This window comes from Streptomyces sp. NPDC002676, from assembly GCF_053592455.1.
Map to the genome: position 1 here is coordinate 340,490 of NZ_JBSFVT010000006.1, position 16,311 is coordinate 356,800.

At 72.8% G+C, this 16,311-nt stretch carries 14 protein-coding genes; 5 read left to right on the forward strand and 9 right to left on the reverse strand.

Annotation, left to right across the window (positions count from 1 at the left end; genetic code table 11):
* Positions 1-13: 13 nt before the first annotated feature.
* Positions 14-577 carry a TetR/AcrR family transcriptional regulator gene (locus tag ACWD3E_RS20020; protein WP_451388889.1) on the reverse strand — a complete coding sequence of 188 codons (564 nt, stop codon included), beginning with the start codon at positions 575-577 and terminating at the stop codon, positions 14-16.
* A 237-nt stretch (positions 578-814) separates the two neighbouring features.
* Here ACWD3E_RS20020 and ACWD3E_RS20025 point away from each other — a divergent pair, with 237 nt between their 5' ends.
* Genes ACWD3E_RS20025 through ACWD3E_RS20035 form a run of 3 tightly spaced genes read left to right on the forward strand, consistent with a single transcriptional unit; the run spans position 815 to position 4,424 of the window.
* Positions 815-1,105, forward strand: a complete 291-nt coding sequence (locus ACWD3E_RS20025; protein ID WP_451388890.1) for an SHOCT domain-containing protein — start codon at positions 815-817, stop codon at positions 1,103-1,105.
* A complete protein-coding gene (locus tag ACWD3E_RS20030; protein ID WP_451388891.1) occupies positions 1,102-1,866 on the forward strand; it encodes an ABC transporter ATP-binding protein in 765 nt (254 codons plus the stop codon). Before ACWD3E_RS20025 ends, ACWD3E_RS20030 begins: the two co-directional genes overlap by 4 nt.
* The gene (locus ACWD3E_RS20035) at positions 1,863-4,424 is read left to right on the forward strand and encodes an ABC transporter permease (protein WP_451388892.1); all 2,562 of its coding nucleotides are present in this window, start codon (positions 1,863-1,865) and stop codon (positions 4,422-4,424) included. Before ACWD3E_RS20030 ends, ACWD3E_RS20035 begins: the two co-directional genes overlap by 4 nt.
* Positions 4,425-4,485: 61 nt before the next feature.
* Here the strand turns inward: ACWD3E_RS20035 and ACWD3E_RS20040 are convergent, their stop codons facing one another.
* Together ACWD3E_RS20040 and ACWD3E_RS20045 are read right to left on the reverse strand one after the other, a co-directional pair.
* Positions 4,486-5,127: an ATP-binding protein gene (locus tag ACWD3E_RS20040; RefSeq protein ID WP_451388893.1), complete on the reverse strand. Its 642-nt coding sequence runs from the start codon at positions 5,125-5,127 to the stop codon at positions 4,486-4,488.
* Between the two features lie 279 nt (positions 5,128-5,406).
* Positions 5,407-5,730, reverse strand: coding sequence for a hypothetical protein (locus ACWD3E_RS20045; protein WP_451388894.1), 324 nt, complete (start codon positions 5,728-5,730; stop codon positions 5,407-5,409).
* Between the two features lie 295 nt (positions 5,731-6,025).
* Between ACWD3E_RS20045 and ACWD3E_RS20050 the strand changes: the two genes are divergently transcribed.
* The gene (locus ACWD3E_RS20050) at positions 6,026-7,150 is read left to right on the forward strand and encodes a PLP-dependent cysteine synthase family protein (protein WP_451388895.1); all 1,125 of its coding nucleotides are present in this window, start codon (positions 6,026-6,028) and stop codon (positions 7,148-7,150) included.
* A 29-nt stretch (positions 7,151-7,179) separates the two neighbouring features.
* Here ACWD3E_RS20050 and ACWD3E_RS20055 read toward each other — a convergent pair whose 3' ends face one another.
* Both ACWD3E_RS20055 and ACWD3E_RS20060 read right to left on the reverse strand, forming a co-directional pair.
* Positions 7,180-7,644: an SRPBCC family protein gene (locus tag ACWD3E_RS20055; RefSeq protein WP_451388896.1), complete on the reverse strand. Its 465-nt coding sequence runs from the start codon at positions 7,642-7,644 to the stop codon at positions 7,180-7,182.
* A gap of 68 nt (positions 7,645-7,712) precedes the next feature.
* Positions 7,713-8,543 (reverse strand): DeoR/GlpR family DNA-binding transcription regulator, encoded by an 831-nt coding sequence (locus tag ACWD3E_RS20060; protein ID WP_451388897.1) that lies wholly within the window; start codon positions 8,541-8,543, stop codon positions 7,713-7,715.
* A gap of 319 nt (positions 8,544-8,862) precedes the next feature.
* Here ACWD3E_RS20060 and ACWD3E_RS20065 point away from each other — a divergent pair, with 319 nt between their 5' ends.
* Entirely contained in the window at positions 8,863-11,256 is a 2,394-nt protein-coding gene (locus ACWD3E_RS20065; RefSeq protein ID WP_451388898.1) for a hypothetical protein, read from the forward strand.
* 63 nt (positions 11,257-11,319) lie between these two features.
* Here the strand turns inward: ACWD3E_RS20065 and ACWD3E_RS20070 are convergent, their stop codons facing one another.
* The 4 genes from ACWD3E_RS20070 to ACWD3E_RS20085 all read right to left on the reverse strand — a co-directional run bounded on the left by ACWD3E_RS20070 (position 11,320) and on the right by ACWD3E_RS20085 (position 16,100).
* Complete coding sequence (locus ACWD3E_RS20070; protein WP_451388899.1) at positions 11,320-13,758, reverse strand: right-handed parallel beta-helix repeat-containing protein; 2,439 nt, start codon at positions 13,756-13,758, stop codon at positions 11,320-11,322.
* Positions 13,759-13,919: 161 nt separating this feature from the next.
* A complete protein-coding gene (locus ACWD3E_RS20075; protein WP_451388900.1) occupies positions 13,920-14,525 on the reverse strand; it encodes an Rv1733c family protein in 606 nt (201 codons plus the stop codon).
* 258 nt (positions 14,526-14,783) lie between these two features.
* Positions 14,784-15,608, reverse strand: coding sequence for an MOSC domain-containing protein (locus ACWD3E_RS20080; protein WP_451388901.1), 825 nt, complete (start codon positions 15,606-15,608; stop codon positions 14,784-14,786).
* Positions 15,609-15,650: 42 nt separating this feature from the next.
* Entirely contained in the window at positions 15,651-16,100 is a 450-nt protein-coding gene (locus ACWD3E_RS20085; protein WP_451388902.1) for a DUF6643 family protein, read from the reverse strand.
* Positions 16,101-16,311: the final 211 nt, after the last annotated feature.

A 16,311-nucleotide genomic window follows, 5' to 3' on the forward strand; every position in this document is an offset into this window, starting at 1 on the left:
GAGTTGGGGCGGTTCAGGAAGCCTGGGGTGCGAGGAGGGAGAGCAGGCCGCGGACGCCCGCGTCGAACGCGGCGGGGGAGCCGGACGCACGGGCCAGCACATAACCGCCCTGCACGGTCGCGAGGACGGCCGCGGCGATCTCCTCGCCGTCCAGCCCGGGAGCGAACTGCCCCTCACGCTTGCCCTCTTCGACGAGCTCGGCGATCCGTGCCCGGATGGCGGCGATCGTCTCGTCGACCGGCGCGCGCAGCTCGTCGCTCGCGATCACGTCCGGGTCCATGGTCAGCCGGCCGACCGGGCAGCCGCGCAGCACGTCACGCTCGCGCAGCAGATACGCCTCGATGCGCTCGTACGGCGTGCCCGGCCCGTCGAGGAGCCTCTCGGCGGTGGCCCGCAGCTCCTCGGCGGTGCGCCGGATCGCGGCCAGGGCGAGCTCCGGCTTGCCCTTGAAGTGGTGGTACATGCTGCCCTGACCGGCCCCGGCGCGTTCCAGGATCGCCTTGGGGCTCGTGCCCACGTAACCGCGCTCCCACAGCAGTTCGCGCGTGGACTCGATCAGTCGTTCCGAGGTGCTCATGCGATCACTGTACATACTAGTAGTTACAGTCCGCCAGCCCTTTCCATACGCCGGCCCTTTCCGTACGCCGGCCCTTTCCGTACGCCACCCCTGCCGGGAGCAGCCGTGAGCCCCGTACGTACTCCCCGGGAAGTACCCCCACTGCCGCCGGCCGCACGACGACCCGGAGGCCCTCCCGGAGGGAGTCTCGGGACATCACCCGAAGACCCACCCCTGCGACGACGGAGATGAACCGACATGCAGACTCTGGCGAACTGGGACGGCGGACCCGGCCCGTGGATCCTGTTCTTCCCGCTGATCTGGGCGGTTGTCGTGATCGGCGCCGTCACCTTCCTGCGCCGTACCGTCTGGCGCGGACGCGGCGGACCCTGGCGGCCGGTCGAGGGCGGACGCCCGGCCGGCGACTCGCCGCTCGCGGTGCTCGGCCGCCGCTTCGCCGCCGGTGAGATCGACGAGGACGAGTACTGGCGTCGGCTCTCCGTCCTGGAGGAGCAGTTCGGCCGTGGGGTCAAGGGCGGTGCGGCATGAGCGCATCCACGACCACGACCACGACCGCACTGCGTACGGCCGCCCGCGTGACCGGCGCGGTCAAGGTGTACGGCGGTGGCGACACCGCCGTACGCGCCCTGGACGGCGTGGACGTCGACTTCCCCGCCGGACGCTTCACCGCGATCATGGGCCCCTCGGGCTCCGGCAAGTCCACCCTGATGCACTGCGCGGCCGGCCTCGACACGCTCACCTCGGGCGCCGCGTACATCGGCGACACCGAGCTGGGCGCGCTGGACGACCGCCGGCTCACCCTGCTGCGCCGCGACCGGGTCGGCTTCGTCTTCCAGGCCTTCAACCTGGTGCCGACGCTGACCGTCGCGGAGAACATCACTTTGCCCCTGGACCTCGCCGGAAGGCGGGGCGACCAGGAGTGGATCGACGCGCTCGTGGACGTCGTCGGACTGCGCGAGCGACTGCACCACCGGCCCTCCGAGCTCTCCGGTGGACAGCAGCAACGCGTAGCGGTGGCACGGGCGTTCGCAGGCCGCCCGGACGTCGTCTTCGCCGACGAGCCGACCGGCAACCTCGACTCCCGCTCCGGCGGGGAGGTCCTCGGACTCCTCGGGCGGGCCGTACGGCAGATGGACCGTACGGTCGTCATGGTCACCCACGACCCGGTGGCCGCCGCCCACGCCGACGAGGTGGTCTTCCTCGCCGACGGGCGCCTGGTCGACCGGATGGCGTCCCCGACCGCCGACAAGGTCCTGGACCGCATGAAGGCCTTGGAGGTGCGGTCGTGAACGCCTCGCTGCGGCTCAGCCTCAACTCCTTGCGCACGCACCGGCGTCGCTTCGCCGGCACGTTCTTCGCCGTGTTCCTCGGCGTCGCCTTCCTCGCCGGCACGCTCGTCATGGGCGACACGCTGCGCGCGAGCTTCGACTCCATGTTTGGCGAGGCCGCGAGCGGTACCGACGCGGTCGTACGGGGCGCCGACGCCATCACCACGCCCGGCGAGGCCCAGGGCGTACGCAGCCCCGTCGACGTCGGGCTGGTGAAGACCGTCGAGAAGGTGCCCGGTGTGGCCGCCGCGGCCCCGAACATCCAGGGCGCCGGTCAACTCGTCGGCTCCGACGGCAAACCCGTCGGCGGCCAGGGACCGCCCACCCTCGCCGGGAACTGGATCACCGACCCGAAGCTCAACCCGTACCGGCTCGCCGAGGGCCGCATCCCCGCCCGGTCCGGTGAGGTCGTGGTGAATCGGGGAGCGGCGAAGAAGGGCGGCCTGAAGATCGGCGACACCACCACGCTGCGCACCCCGGATCCGGTGAAGGTGACGATCGTCGGGCTCGCCACCTTCGGCGGCCAGGACGGCATGGCCCAGGTGACGTTCACCGGCATGACCCGCGCCGACGCCGAGAAGTACCTCACCGCGCGGCCCGGCCAGGCCGTGAGCGTCCAGGTACGGGCCGAGCCCGGAGTGAGTCAGCGGGAGCTGGTCCGGCGGCTGACTCCGGTGCTCCCCAAGGGGGTCGAGGCGATCACCGGTCAGCAATCCGCGCAGGAGAACACCGACATGGTCTCCAGCCAGTTCCTGACCATCTTCACGACCTTCCTGCTCGTGTTCTCCGGTGTCGCGCTGCTCGTCGCGACCTTCTCCATCCACAACACGTTCGCGATCGTGGTCGCCCAGCGCACCCGGGAGAACGCCCTGTTGCGCGCCCTCGGGGCCTCCCGCCGGCAGGTCACCGCCGCCGCCCTCGCCGAAGCGGCCGGTGTCGCCGTCACGGCCTCCCTGGCCGGACTCGCGGGCGGCATCGGCATCGCCGCCGGGCTCCAGGCACTGTTCCCGGCGATCGGATTCCCCTTCCCCGACGGCGACTTGGTGATCAAGACGTTGTCCATGGCGCTGCCGCTCGCCGTCGGCATCGTGGTCTGCCTCGGCTCCGCGCTGCTGCCCGCCGTACGCGCGGGACGTACCGCCCCGCTGGCCGCGCTGCGTGAGACGGCCGTCGACGGCTCGGGTGCGTCCCGGCTCCGCTCGATCGCCGGTACGGTCCTCGTCGCACTGGCGATGGCGACGGCCCTCACCGGCGTCCTCGTCTCACCGTCCGTATGGCTGGCCGGACTTGGCGCACTGCTCGCCCTGGTGTCCTTCGTGATCCTCGGCCCGGTCGCCGCCACCGCGGCCGTACGGCTGCTCGGCGACCCGCTCGACCGGCTGCGCGGCGTCACCGGCGGCCTCGCCCGGCGCAACGCCCTGCGCAGCCCCAAGCGGACCGCCGCCACCGCGAGCGCCCTGATGATCGGCGTGGCCGTCGTCTCGCTGTTCACCGTGTTCGGCGCCTCGCTGAAGGCCACGATGGACCAGACGGTGTCGCGGTCCTTCGCGGGCGACGTGGCCGTCAGCACCCCGTCCTTCGGTGCGGGCGGCAGCGGGCTCAGCCCACGGCTCGCCCCGGCCCTGCAGCGGCTGCCCGAGGTGGACACCGCCGTCGGACTCGGCCGTGGGGTCGCCGAAGTCGACGGAAAGGGGAGGGCGTTGACGGTCACCGACCCGGCCGCGCTCGGCCGCACCTTCGACCTCGGCACGGTCACCGGCTCCCTGCGCGACCTCGGCGCCGACGGCATCGCCGTCACGCACGCGGAGGCCGAGCGGCAGCACCTGCACACCGGAGGCATTGCCCGGCTCACGTTCACCGACGGCAGGACGCAGAACTTCACCGTACGAGCGGTCTACGGCCGGTCCGAACTCGCCGGTGAGTACGTCATCACCCGCGCCGCCTGGGCGCCGCACCGCACCCAGGACTCCGACACGCTCGTCGCCGTCACCTTCAAACACGGCGTGAGCACCGACGCGGGCAAGGCGGCGGTGAAACAGGTCGCCGCGCGGTTCGGCGAACCCGAGGTGCAGACCCGCCACGAGTACGCGCAGTCCTCGGCCGCCGGCCTCGACATGATGCTGACGCTCGTCTACGCGCTGCTCGTCCTCGCGGTCGTCATCGCCCTGCTCGGCATCGCCAACACGCTGACCTTGGCGATCCACGAGCGGACCCGGGAGCTGGGGCTGCTGCGGGCCGTCGGTCAGACCCGTGCCCAACTGCGGGCCATGGTCCGCTGGGAGTCGGTCCTGGTCGCCGCCTTCGGCACGGCGGGCGGGCTCGGCCTCGGCGCCTTCCTCGGCTGGGTGCTGGTGAAGGCCTCCGACGGCGCGAGCGACACCGCGTTCGCCTTCGCCCTGCCGCCCGCACGGCTCGTGGTCGTGGCCCTGGTGGGCCTGGCGGCCGGCGCCCTCGCGGGCCTGCGCCCGGCGCGCCGGGCAGCCCGCCTGGACGTCCTGCGCGCGATCGCCATGGAGTGAGGAACGCGGGAGGACGCCGTCCGGCAGGCCGTCCGCCTGCCGGTGGAGGCTCACCGCCCGGTCAGCCGGGGACGGCCGACCGGGCGGGAGTCGGTGTGGCCTCCGCGGGGACCACGGCCGGGGCGGGGGCCGTGACGGAGGCGTGGACGACGGCGCGGGCCGGTGCGGTGGCCGTGACGGGGGCCGGCGCCGGCTGGACGTCCACGAAGTGCGGCGTGGACGGCTGCTCCGGCGTGCGGCGCGGTGTCCGTGCCGGGTGCGGGCGCACCGGTGTCGAGGCGGGCAGCGTGAACCACACGACCTTCCCGCTGTCGCCGTCCGGGCGCGCGCCCCAGCTCTCGCTCAGCGCGGCCACCATCGCCAGGCCCCGCCCGCAGGTGGCCAGTGGGGCGACGTCGGCCGCATCCGTGGCCTCGGCCACGTCCTCGACCTCGGCCACCACCGGCAGCCGCGGATCGTTGTCGCGCACCGACACGGTGAGCCGGTCCGGCAGCAGCTCCAGCTCGACGGTGCACGACTTGTCGGGTCGGGCGTGCCGGTGGACGTTGCTGAGCAGCTCGGTCACACCGAGCGCGGCCCGGTCTATCAAGGGTTCCAGATGCCAGTAGCGCAACTGCGCAGATACGATTCTGCGGACCTGGCCGATCCGCGACGGCAGGGCTTGGAGCTCCACCGTGCAGTGCCTGCTTGGGTGACTGATCACGGCTGCGACTCCCCGATGTGAGGTCCGGAGGGACCGGAGGAACACGGAGAACAACGGATCCAGCAGGGTGCCCGCGTCCAGCCGGCCGCCTGCTGTCGTGGCCGGCGGGCTGGTTCGCAGCGTTATCGCCGGTAAACCCAGAGTGACGTAGGACCAGCGTGACGCAGCGGATGCACTCCCGCAACTCGCCGCGACCGGCGCCCCCGAAAGGGCCGCGCCACCTGGCCGCCGCGCCCCTAGGTTCAGCTGCTGCGACTCTCGGCTCGACTGCTGTGACCCTCAGCCGCCGCGCCGGGCGGCCCGACGTACCGCCTCGATGAAGCTCCGTGCCGCGGGCGGGCCGGGCTTTCCCGGAGCGGGGTCCTGGTCACCCATTGTCAGCAGGTAACGCTTGCCGTTGAGATCGGCCAACGCCCGGTCCTCCGGCGCGTACCAGGGCTTGGAGGCGCGTACCGCCTGCACCGGCGCGCTGTCGATCTCGCTGCCGTAGCTGGTCAGCAACTCCAGCCTGCCGTCGCTGATCCGGACCTGCCCGGCCCGGGTGAGCGAGCGCAGCCGTTTCCCGATCCGCACGCCCTTGGCCGTGAACTCCGGCTCCGCCATTTCTCGCCGCCCCCTTGCGCGTGATCCCCGTGAGCGCCCCCGTCCGGGACGAGCGTCCCATGCCTTGCAGTCTGCCCGCGTGTGGCCGGGAGCACCAGTGCGCACGGAGTGCGTGCGCCCGGCGCCCGGAGCGATCGCGCCGTGCGACCCGTGCGCTTGGCACATGCGGGCAACAGCCCGTCTTTGGGAGGCTCAAAGATGCGTTTATGCAGGTGGGATGCGGTGTGGAAGGTGCCTATCATCGAGGTGTCGGCTGCGCGAGGCGTCGTCGGCGCCCAGCGTAAGGAGCCCCGCCGTGAGTACGATCCAGAAGTCCCGGACCGGCGCCACCCTCGATGTCGACCGCAGCGATGCCGCCTACCGCGACTGGCTGAAAGACGCCGTCCGCAAGGTGCAGGCGGACGCCAACCGCTCCGCGGACACGCACCTGCTGCGCTTCCCGCTGCCCGAACGGTGGGGCATCGACCTCTACCTGAAGGACGAGTCCACGCACCCCACCGGCAGCCTCAAGCACCGGCTCGCCCGCTCGCTCTTCCTCTACGGCCTCTGCAACGGCTGGATCCGCCCGGACCGCCCGGTGATCGAGGCGTCCAGCGGTTCGACGGCCGTCTCCGAGGCGTACTTCGCCAAGCTGATCGGCGTGCCCTTCATCGCGGTCATGCCCCGCACGACCAGCGCCGAGAAGTGCCGCCTGATCGAGTTCCACGGCGGACAGTGCCACTTCGTGGACGACTCCCGGAAGATGTACGAGGAGTCCGCCCGCCTCGCGGCGGAGACCGGCGGCCACTACATGGACCAGTTCACCTACGCCGAGCGGGCCACCGACTGGCGCGGCAACAACAACATCGCCGAATCCATCTTCCGCCAGCTGGAGTTGGAGCGGTTCCCGGAGCCCGCGTGGATCGTCGCCACGGCCGGCACCGGCGGCACCTCGGCGACCCTCGCCCGCTACGTCCACTACATGCAGTACGACACCCGTATCTGCGTCGCCGACCCGGAGCACTCCTGCTTCTTCGAGGGCTGGACCACCGGCGACCCGGACGTCACCTGCGACTGCGCCTCCCGCATCGAGGGCATCGGCCGGCCGCGCATGGAACCGAGCTTCGTGCCCGGCGCGATCGACCGCATGATGAAGGTGCCGGACGCGGCCAGTGTCGCCGCCGTACGCGCCCTGGAGCGTGCCATCGGCCGCAAGGCGGGCGGATCCACCGGCACCGGCCTGTGGAGCGCGCTGAAGATCGTCTCCGAGATGGTCGCCGCGGGCCGCAGAGGCAGCGTGGTCACCCTGCTCTGCGACCCGGGCGACCGGTACCTCGACAAGTACTACTCGGACGCCTGGCTCGCGGAGCAGGGCCTGGACATCACGCCGTACGCGGAGGCGATCGAGTCCCTGCTCGAGACCGGGGTGTGGCCGAACTGACGCGCCCCGCGCGTCGTCCTCTCCTCGGCCTAGTCGCGCAGCCGTCGGTCCAGCGCGCCGACGGCCTGGCGGAAGGCGCGGCCGACGCCCGGCCGGGCGAGGCGGCACACCAGGCGGAACGGAGCCGTACCGTCGAGCGCGAAGGTCATCCGCACGCGCGTCCCGGTGCCCGCCGGAGCCAGCTGCCACTCCTCGACCCAGGCGCGGGCTCCCGGCGCGTTGGTCACATCGACGCGGTACGTGTACACCTCGGGCGCCTTCGCGACCAGCACCGTCTCCTCGAAGCGGGTGCCACCGCGCAGCCTGACCTCGCGACCGCCCTCGGTGGGCCGGGCCGAGGACACCGCCGAGAACCACTCCGGCCAGCCACCGACATCCTCGGCGAGGGCGTGGAAGACGGCGCCCGGGCTGGCGGCGATGTCCCGGGTGAACACGAGCCGCACGGGTGCGGCCCGGACGAAGTCGGTCCCGACCGCGCGCAGTCGACGAGCCATCGAGAAGAACCCCCTCGTGTAGTCGTCGAGTTGACGTACCGTACCGCCAGAGCCTAGCTGACGTGTCGTCAGATGTCCTCGTCGTCCTCGGTCTCGCCCACCACCACCAGCTGCCGCAGGTGCTCGGAGATCTCCGCCCGCGCCTCGGCGGGCAGCCCCGCGTCGGTCACCAGCGTGTCCACCTGCTCCAGCGCGGCGAACGAACTGAGGCCCACCGTGCCCCACTTGGTGTGGTCCGCCACCACCACGACCCGGCGCGCCGAGTGCACCAGCCGCCGGTTGGTCTCGGCCTCCGCGAGGTTCGGTGTGGAGAGGCCGGCCTCGACCGATATCCCGTGCACCCCGAGGAAGAGCAGGTCGAAGTGGAGCGCGGCGATCGTCTGGTCGGCCACCGGCCCCACCAGCGAGTCGGACGGGGTGCGCACCCCGCCGGTCAGCACGACCGTGGCCGCGCCCGGCCGCTGCCCCGAGGAGCGCTGCGCCGCGTGGAAGACGTCCGCGACCCGCACCGAGTTCGTCACCACGGTCAGATCCGGCACCTCCAGCAGGTGGTGCGCGAGCGCGTACGTCGTCGTACCGCCGGACAGGGCGATCGCCGTACCCGGCGTGACCAGCTGGGCGGCGGCGCGCGCGATGTCCTCCTTGGCCGTCGGCTCCAGACCCGACTTGGCCTCGAAGCCCGGCTCGTGGGTGCTCGCCTCGACCACCGGCACCGCGCCGCCGTGCACCTTCTCCAGCATGCCCTGGCGGGCCAGCGCGTCCAGATCACGGCGCACGGTCATGTCCGACACGCCGAGCTTGCGGGTCAGTTCGTTGACCCGGACGCCGCCGCGGCGCCGGACCTCGTCCAGGATCAGGGCGCGGCGCTGCTCCGCGAGGAGGTTCTGATTCTCGCTCACGTACGCTCCGGTCCTTTCGCCGTCAACCGTCCGACATGTCCGGCGCACCTGCGCCGACCAGGTTCTTCCATCCGCCCACGGTGCGTCGGCGTCCCATCCTTTCACGGGTCGGTACCGGTTGCGCCACCATCCGTGACGATGCGCACATGCCGACCCGATGACAGGTTCCCAGCCCGCTGTCACACGGATCGGGGAGATTCCGTGACGAGAGGTGCACAGCGGTCCGTCACACGCCATCCTTGTGGGCACGCACACAGGCCGCAGGCCGCGTCACGGGGGAAGTGCGAGAACAGTGGAACGTGCACAGGAACGAACCGTCTTGGAGCACGCGGACAGCGCCGCCGCAAAGGATTCGGACAGCGCCGCCGCCCGGCCGGGGGAACCGGAGACCGACCTGGAACTCCTGGTCCACGGGGTCGGCGGCACCACGCCCGAGAAGATGCTCGACGATCCGCGCACCGTCCGGATCACCGGCGACGACACGGCCGCCGTCTTCCGGCGCGCCGCGGACGTCGGCGCCGAAGCGGGGGACCGGCCTCGGAGCGAGCCGGTGCAGGAGGCGTACGTCTGGTGCAACCTCACCTCCGGTGACGGCGGCCGCGCGCTGTGGCTGTTGCTGCTGCCGTTCATGGTGGTCAACCTCGCGCACTGGATGCGCCCGGCCGCGCCGGGCCGGCAACGTACCGTCCGGCTGTACGGCCTCCTGGTGCGCCTGGCCGCGCTCACCCTGACCGTGCTGCTGGTGGCCGCCGTCTGCGAGGTCGCCGTGGACCTGGTGGCCTGGCAGTGCGCGGGCGTGCGCGCCTGCTCCCGCCGCCACTCCTGGCTGGGCTTCCTCTCGCCCGGCACGTCCGGCGGCTGGTGGACCGCGCCCGGCCGCCGGCTCGCCCTCGCCGCGCTGGCCCCGGCCGCGCTCACCGGCCTGCTCTGGTACCTGTCGCACCGCACCTGGAGCGACTACGAGTCCCACCGGCCGATGACCCGCGAACCCGAACCGACCCGCGAACCCGAACCGACCCGCGAGCCTGAACCGACCCATGAGCCTGAACCGCAGACCGACAGCAGCGCCCTGGCCCGGCCCGGTTTCTGGTACGGGCGCCGCCTCGTGGCCCGGCTGCGCGCCGCGCACACCGCCGCGGGCCTGCTGACCGTCGCCGCCGCCGTCGCGACACCGGCGGCCCGCTTCGACCACCGCCCCGGCGGCCCCGCGGCCCTGAACGTCCTGAGCTGGCTACTGACCGCGGCCCTGTGCGGCGGCGCGGTCGCCGTCGTGGGCGCGGTCTGCAGCCGGGGCCGCAGCGAGGAGCACCTCGACCACACGCTGGACCGGCACCTCGTACGGGGTCTGCCGCTCGCCGGGCTCGCTCTGCTGCTGCTCACGCTGCTGTACGCCTGCTGGCCCCGGCCCGGCTGGCGGTCCGCCGGGCGCCTGCCCTCGGACCCGGCCTTCGGCGGCCTGATGCTGGCCCAGGGGCTGCTCGTCCTCGCTCTGGCCGCCGTCGCCCACGACCTGTACCGCCGCCGCCCCGACCCGCGCACCGGGATGCGCGGCCTCGGCGGACCCGCGGTCGCCCTGCTCGGCTGCGCGCTCGGCGGAGTGATGTGCGGCGGGGTGGCCCAGCGCGTCGCCGACTGGCTGGACGGCACCCGCGCCTCCCTCGCCGGGCCGCCGGTGCTGCTGACCTGGCAGGCGTCCGCGCTCCCACCGTTGCTCGCGGTCCTGCTGGTCCTGGCCGCCGGACTCGCCGTACACACCGCCCGGCTCAGCCGCGCCGAAGGCGCGCGGTTGCACCACGAGCACCCCGGCGAGCCCGAGGACCACGCCCGCAGCCGCGCCATCGCCCACGTCCGTGCGATGGCCGGCCTCACGGACCGAACGCCTCTCATCGTTGCCGTCCTCTGTGTCACCACCCTGGTCCTGGGCGCCGCAGCGCTGGCCGGGGCCGCGGCCACCGGAAAGACCCCCGACGGGGCGACGCGCCGCGCGTACGACGCCGTCCAGGCCGCGGCCGAGACCTCACAGGCACTCGGCTCCTGGCTGATCGGGCTCGGCTTCCTGACGTTCGTCACCTGGGGCCGCCGCGCCTACAAGGACGCCTCCGCCCGGCGCACCATCGGCATCCTCTGGGACGTCGGCACCTTCTGGCCGCGCGCCGCCCACCCCTTCGCGCCGCCCTGCTACGCCGAGCGCGCGGTACCGGACCTGACCTGGCGGATGGCGACCTGGACCCGGCGCACCGGAGGCCGCCTGGTCCTGTCCGGGCACTCCCAGGGCAGCGTCCTGGCCGCCGCTGCCGCCTGGCAGCTGCCGCCCGAGACCCGCGGGCGCGTCGCCCTGCTGACCTACGGCTCCCCGCTGGAGCGCCTGTACGGCCGCTGGTTCCCGGCCCACTTCGGGCCGCCCGCGCTGGCCGCCCTGCACCGCGACGTCGCCTGCTGGCGCAACCTCTACCGGCTCACCGACCCGATCGGCGGCCCGGTCCGGGTGCGCGACACCACCGGCCCCGACGTGGACCACGAGCCCCTGCGGGACCCCCTGGCCTACGGCCGCACGCCCGAACACCCGCTCCCGGCCCCGATCCTCGGCCACTCCGACTACCCGGCGGACCCGGTCTTCGCCCGCGAACGCGCACGCCTGCTGGCCCGCCTGCACCCGGAACTGCCGGAACAGCGCCCGGAACCGGAGCGAGCGGGCCAAGTCGGCTCCGGGTAGGGCACCTCCGGGTAAGGCATCTCCGGATGAGGCCACCGCGCCCGCTGCTCGGCGTACCGGCGGTCAGGGCAGCTCCGGCAGGTCCTCCGCGAACAGGAGGGTCAGGTCGTCCGTGGTCGGGTCGTCCACCTGGGCGACCCGGCTCGCGTGCCGCTCCACCATCGCCTCGAAGGTCTGACGCGCGGTCCGGCCGTTGCCGAACGCCGGGCCCTTCGGGATCGCCGTGAAGTACTTCAGCAGTCCCTCGGACGCGCCCGGCGCCAGCCGGTACTCGTGCTCGTCGGCCTGCTGCTCCACGATCCTGAGCAGTTCCTCGGGGCCGTAGTCGCCGAAGGTGATCGTCCGTGAGAAGCGGGAGGCCACGCCGGGGTTGATGGACAGGAAGCGTTCCATCTCCGCCGTGTACCCGGCGACGATCACCACCACCGCGTCCCGGTGGTCCTCCATCAGCTTCACCAGCGTGTCGATGGCCTCCTTGCCGAAGTCCCGCCCGGCGTCCTCCGGGGACAGCGCGTACGCCTCGTCGATGAACAGCACACCGCCGCGCGCCCGTTCGAACGCCTCCTGAGTACGGATCGCCGTGGAGCCGATGTGCTCGCCGACCAGGTCGACCCGTGACACCTCGACGAGGTGGCCCTTCTCCAGCACCCCGAGGGAGGCGAGGATCTCGCCGTAGAGCCGGGCGACCGTCGTCTTGCCCGTGCCGGGGGAGCCGGTGAAGACCAGGTGCCGCTTGACCGAGGCCGCCTTCAGGCCCGCCTGCTGCCGGCGCCGGCCCACCTCGATCATGTCGGTCAGAGCCCGCACCTCGCGCTTGACGCTCTCCAGGCCGACCAGCGCGTCGAGTTCACCGAGCACGGCCTTCGACGTCCGGGCCGGCTTCTCCGGCTCCGCCGCGGAGACGAGCGGCTCCTGCTCGGTGGTGCGCTGCCCGGGAATCGCGCCTAGCAGCCCGGGGGACTGGGACGTCGTCTGTACGGCCGTCTCGTGCACCGCGGGCGGCTTGAACCCGCCGCTCTCGTCGCTGGTGCAGTCCTCCACCACCGGTCCCGTCCCGGAACCCGCGTCCGGCCCCGCGTCGGCGAACTCGTAACCACCGCGCGCGCACCGCTCCGTACGGCACTTGCGCAGGGTCGCCCGGCAGCCGTCGATCACATGGAAGCCGTAGCCGTCGCTGCCGCTGACCCGGCAGCCCAGGAAACTGCCCCGGCCGCCGGCGGACACGTAGAAACCGGCCTCCAAGGGGGACTCGACCGTGCAGCGCTCGATGGTCGGGTCGGCGCCCTTGGTGACGATCACGCCGGTCTGGGTGCCGTCCAGGGTGCAGTTGCTGAGCGTGCCCCCACTGCCGTGGTCGCGGAACCAGGCGCCCGTGGCCGCCTCCCGGATGCGGCAGTCGTCGAGCTGCGCGGTCGCCCCGTCGCTCACCGACACCGCCGTGTTGCGCACCTGCGACAGGTCGCTGTCCACGACGTCCGCGCGCGAGCCGCGGTCCAGCACGAACAGCGCGTCCGGCACGTCGTGCACCCGGCAGGAGTCGAGGACCGCGGTGGCACCGTCGCTCACCCACACCGCCGGGTAGTCGCCGGTGCTGTCGAAGATCTCGCACTGGTTGGCGTCCACCCGGGTGCCCGGGTCCCACACCGACAGGCCGTTGCGGCCGAACTGACGGACCGTCGTGCGGGTCAGCGTGAGCACCGAACGCGAGCGCAGGTCGACCGCGTTCTCCGGGATGTCGTGGATCCGGCAGTCGGCGAGCGTGAGCACCGCGTCCGTGTCCAGCGTGACCCCGTCGGCCGCGGTGCGGTGCACATCACAGTCCGTCAGGTGCGCGCTGGCCCGCTGGGTCACCTGCACACCGGCGCCCCGGACCTCGTACACCTCGCAACCCACCGCCTCCAGCGCGGAGTTCTCGCCGGTCACGGACACGCCGGTGCCGGAGGCGTGGTGCACCCGGCAGCGCTCCAGGCGCGGGTGGGCGCCGCCGCGCACCGCCACGCCCGCCTGCCCGGCGGCGACGACCTCGCACTCCTCGAACACCCCGCCACCGCCGTCGAGCACGGCGATGCCGATGCCGGCCGGGTTGTCCACGCTGCAGCGCCGCACGGTCGGCCGGGCCCCGCCGCGCACCTCGATGCCCGTGGCGGACCGGGTGACGATCCGCAGGCCCGTCAGCTCGGGCGCGCCCTCCTCGACCAGCAGGGCGGGCGCTGCCGCGTCCTGGCCCTCGACGTGCAGGTCGTGCACCACGGCCGAGGCGCGCAGGGTCAGCGGCACCCCGTCCACGGGAGCGATCCGCACCGAGCCCGGCGCGCCCTCGGGAGCGCGCAGCGTCACCGCGCGCTGGATCACCAGGTTCTCCCGGTAGGTGCCGGGGGCGATGGTGAGGACGTCGCCGTCGGTGGCGGCCTCCAGGGCGGCGGCGAGCGATGCGTACTCACCCGTGCGGCGCCGCCACCGCGAGGTACCGCTATGCGTCACCTGGACCGTGCCCTGTGCCATGGCGTTGCTGTGCCCCCACCTCGTCGTACTGATGGCTCCATCGCGCCCACGAAACCGGCAGGCCCCTGCGGCTCATCGCCCGTGGGCCGTCACCGAAAGCGCTTCGGCCGGTCCACCGTAGCGTGCGCGCGAGGCATGGGTTGACCAGAGCCGGAAGGCGGTCAGCTGCCGGTGCCTGCCTTGCCCCAGTCCGGACCCGCTCGGTCCCAGGCCTGGTCCCAACGCGCGTACCGGCGGCGGACCATGCGCCACACGGTCACGCGCCGCCCGCCCTCGACCAGGCCCGCGGTGATCAGAGCCGCGCCGAGGCCGGCGAGCACCGCGTGTGCCGTCGCCGTCGCGGAGTCCAGCGGGCGGGTCGTTATTCGGCCGTGCCCGTCCGTCCACAGTCTGAAATGGTCGCCGTGTTGCGGGAACTTGAGGTGGGTCAGGGCCCGGCCGTGCCACCGGGTGCCGTCCGGTGCCGTCCAGTCGGCGACGACGCGGCGCCGGGACGCGTGCACCGCGGAGGTGTCGGGATCGGTCTCCGGCGGGGCTTCCCCCAGGTCACGCACCACGGTGGCCGTGACGAGGTGGCGGGAGTGCTGCTGCTCCCGAGCGGACCGCTGCAGAGAGTCCTGCGCCGCGGCGCCGACCAGACTGCCGATCACCGGCGCGGCCACGGTGATCAGCACCAGTGCTACGAGGGCCACCCACGCCTCGGCCACATCCGTCGCACGGCGCAGCGGATTGTGCCGCCAGCGCCACAGTCCCGTCAGTGCCCGCACGTACCCCACCCCCTTCCGCACCGTCACAACCCCCGGCGCGGTCAATCGCCCCCAGCCCGGTCCAGGAGAGGGCGACTACGCGTCCGACCGGGACCCTCACGAATTTCTCACACGTCCCAACGACCGGGTCCCGGCCCCTGGTTCCCCGTTCGCCCATCGAGTTGCGGAATGCGGGCGTGGCCGCGGAAAGCCGGCGTGATCGCGCCGGTGCTCGTGCTCCGGCCCCCTCCCGTCAGGACACCGTGCGGTCCTCGAGCCCTACTGGAGCACCCGCACCGGATCGCCGACCCGGACCGTGCCGGGGGACACGGGCACCAGGCTCTGCCCGAAGATCAGCCGCTGGTTGATGTTGCGGTGTCGTGCGAGCGTGCGCAGGGGTTCCCGGCCGCGTACCGCGGAATCCTGGTCGGTGGTGGTCACGACGCAGCGCGCGGTCGACTTGGCGATCCGGAAGACCACCTCGCCGACGGCGATGCGTGACCAGTGGTCCTCCGCCCAGGGCTCGGTGCCCCCGATGACCAGGTTCGGCCGGAAACGGTTCATGGGCAGCGGGCCCTCGGCCGCGTTCCTGCCCTCGGCTATCAGGGAGTTCAGGGCGGCCAGCGAGGCGAGCGTGGTCACGTGCAACGGGCAGCCGTCGGCGAAACTGACCGTCTCGCCGGGCAATGCGTAGCGGGGATCGACCGGGCGGCGGGTGGCCGGATCGTCCATGTGGATCAGGCGGACCTCCGCCCCCAGATAGTCGCTGCACCACGCGGAGGCGGCCTCCGCGGCCGGCACCGCCTCCACCTTCGTACCGAAGATGTTCACCTGCACCGTCGGACCGGGCGCCGGCTCCCGGACGATCAGCGGCCGGCAACCGGGCGCCGACAGACTGATGCCGCCGCCGGGCCGTGGCTCGGCGGCGGCGAGCGCGAGACGCGGCTGCTCGCGCTGTGTGACGACCATTCCCCCGTTGTCGATCAGCGTCCAGCGCCGGTCCCCGGCCAGGCCCCAGGGCTCCACCACGGCCTCCCGGAGCGCGAGGCCCCGGAACGCCTTGACCGGATGGACATGGATCGACTGCAGTTTCGCGTTCCCCATGCCGCCATCGTGCCAGGTGGCACCGACAGCCCGGGGTCCCCGTCAGTAGCCGCGGTACTGCTGGTTGTTGTACGGGTCCTGGTACTGGGGCTGCACGGGGCGCGGCGCGGCGGGGCGCATGGCCTCGTACCCGGTGCCCGTCGTCATCGGACCCGCCGCCATCGGGCGCTGCTGCGGGGCCTGTGGGCCGGGGTAGCCGCGCGGCGCGCTCGCCTGCTGCGGGATGTACGCCGTGGGCGCCTGCTGCAGCGGGGCGGGCTGCGCCTGCTGCGGGTAGCCGTAGGCCGGGGCCTGCGGCATCGGGGCCGCCGGGAGCGCGGGGAGCGCCGACGGCAGCGCGGGCAGGTTGCTGCCCGAGTCGTAGACGGCGGGGACCCGGATCGGGGCGATCTGGGGGGTGCCCCGCTCGGCCACGAGCGAGTCGTAGATGGGGGTGTCCGGGAAGGAGGCGGAGTAGTAGCCGCCACCATAAGTGGAGCGGGGGGAGGTCATGGCACATAAGTTAAGCCCACGATGTGCTGGTTGGGGAGACCGATAAGAGGGTTGTTTTCCGTGTCGGCAGTGCCTTGAGATCCCCAATACGAGCGAACTTTCCCAAAAGGGGCGCCGGTCAACGTTTGGATCGTGTAAATGGCGAGTTCCTGTTGGGTTACCGTCGGTTGACCGGCGATCTTCCTGTGCCGTTCATGGGAGTTCGTCGTAC

Excerpts from the sequence above, each read along its gene's own strand:
- ACWD3E_RS20020 (WP_451388889.1), bottom strand. The coding sequence starts at position 577 with ATGAGCACCTCGGAACGACTGATCGAGTCCACGCGCGAACTGCTGTGG.
- ACWD3E_RS20025 (WP_451388890.1), top strand. The coding sequence starts at position 815 with ATGCAGACTCTGGCGAACTGGGACGGCGGACCCGGCCCGTGGATCCTG.
- ACWD3E_RS20030 (WP_451388891.1), top strand. The coding sequence starts at position 1,102 with ATGAGCGCATCCACGACCACGACCACGACCGCACTGCGTACGGCCGCC.
- ACWD3E_RS20045 (WP_451388894.1), bottom strand. The coding sequence starts at position 5,730 with ATGGCGGAGCCGGAGTTCACGGCCAAGGGCGTGCGGATCGGGAAACGG.
- ACWD3E_RS20055 (WP_451388896.1), bottom strand. The coding sequence starts at position 7,644 with ATGGCTCGTCGACTGCGCGCGGTCGGGACCGACTTCGTCCGGGCCGCA.
- ACWD3E_RS20070 (WP_451388899.1), bottom strand. The coding sequence starts at position 13,758 with ATGGCACAGGGCACGGTCCAGGTGACGCATAGCGGTACCTCGCGGTGG.
- ACWD3E_RS20080 (WP_451388901.1), bottom strand. The coding sequence starts at position 15,608 with ATGGGGAACGCGAAACTGCAGTCGATCCATGTCCATCCGGTCAAGGCG.
- ACWD3E_RS20085 (WP_451388902.1), bottom strand. The coding sequence starts at position 16,100 with ATGACCTCCCCCCGCTCCACTTATGGTGGCGGCTACTACTCCGCCTCC.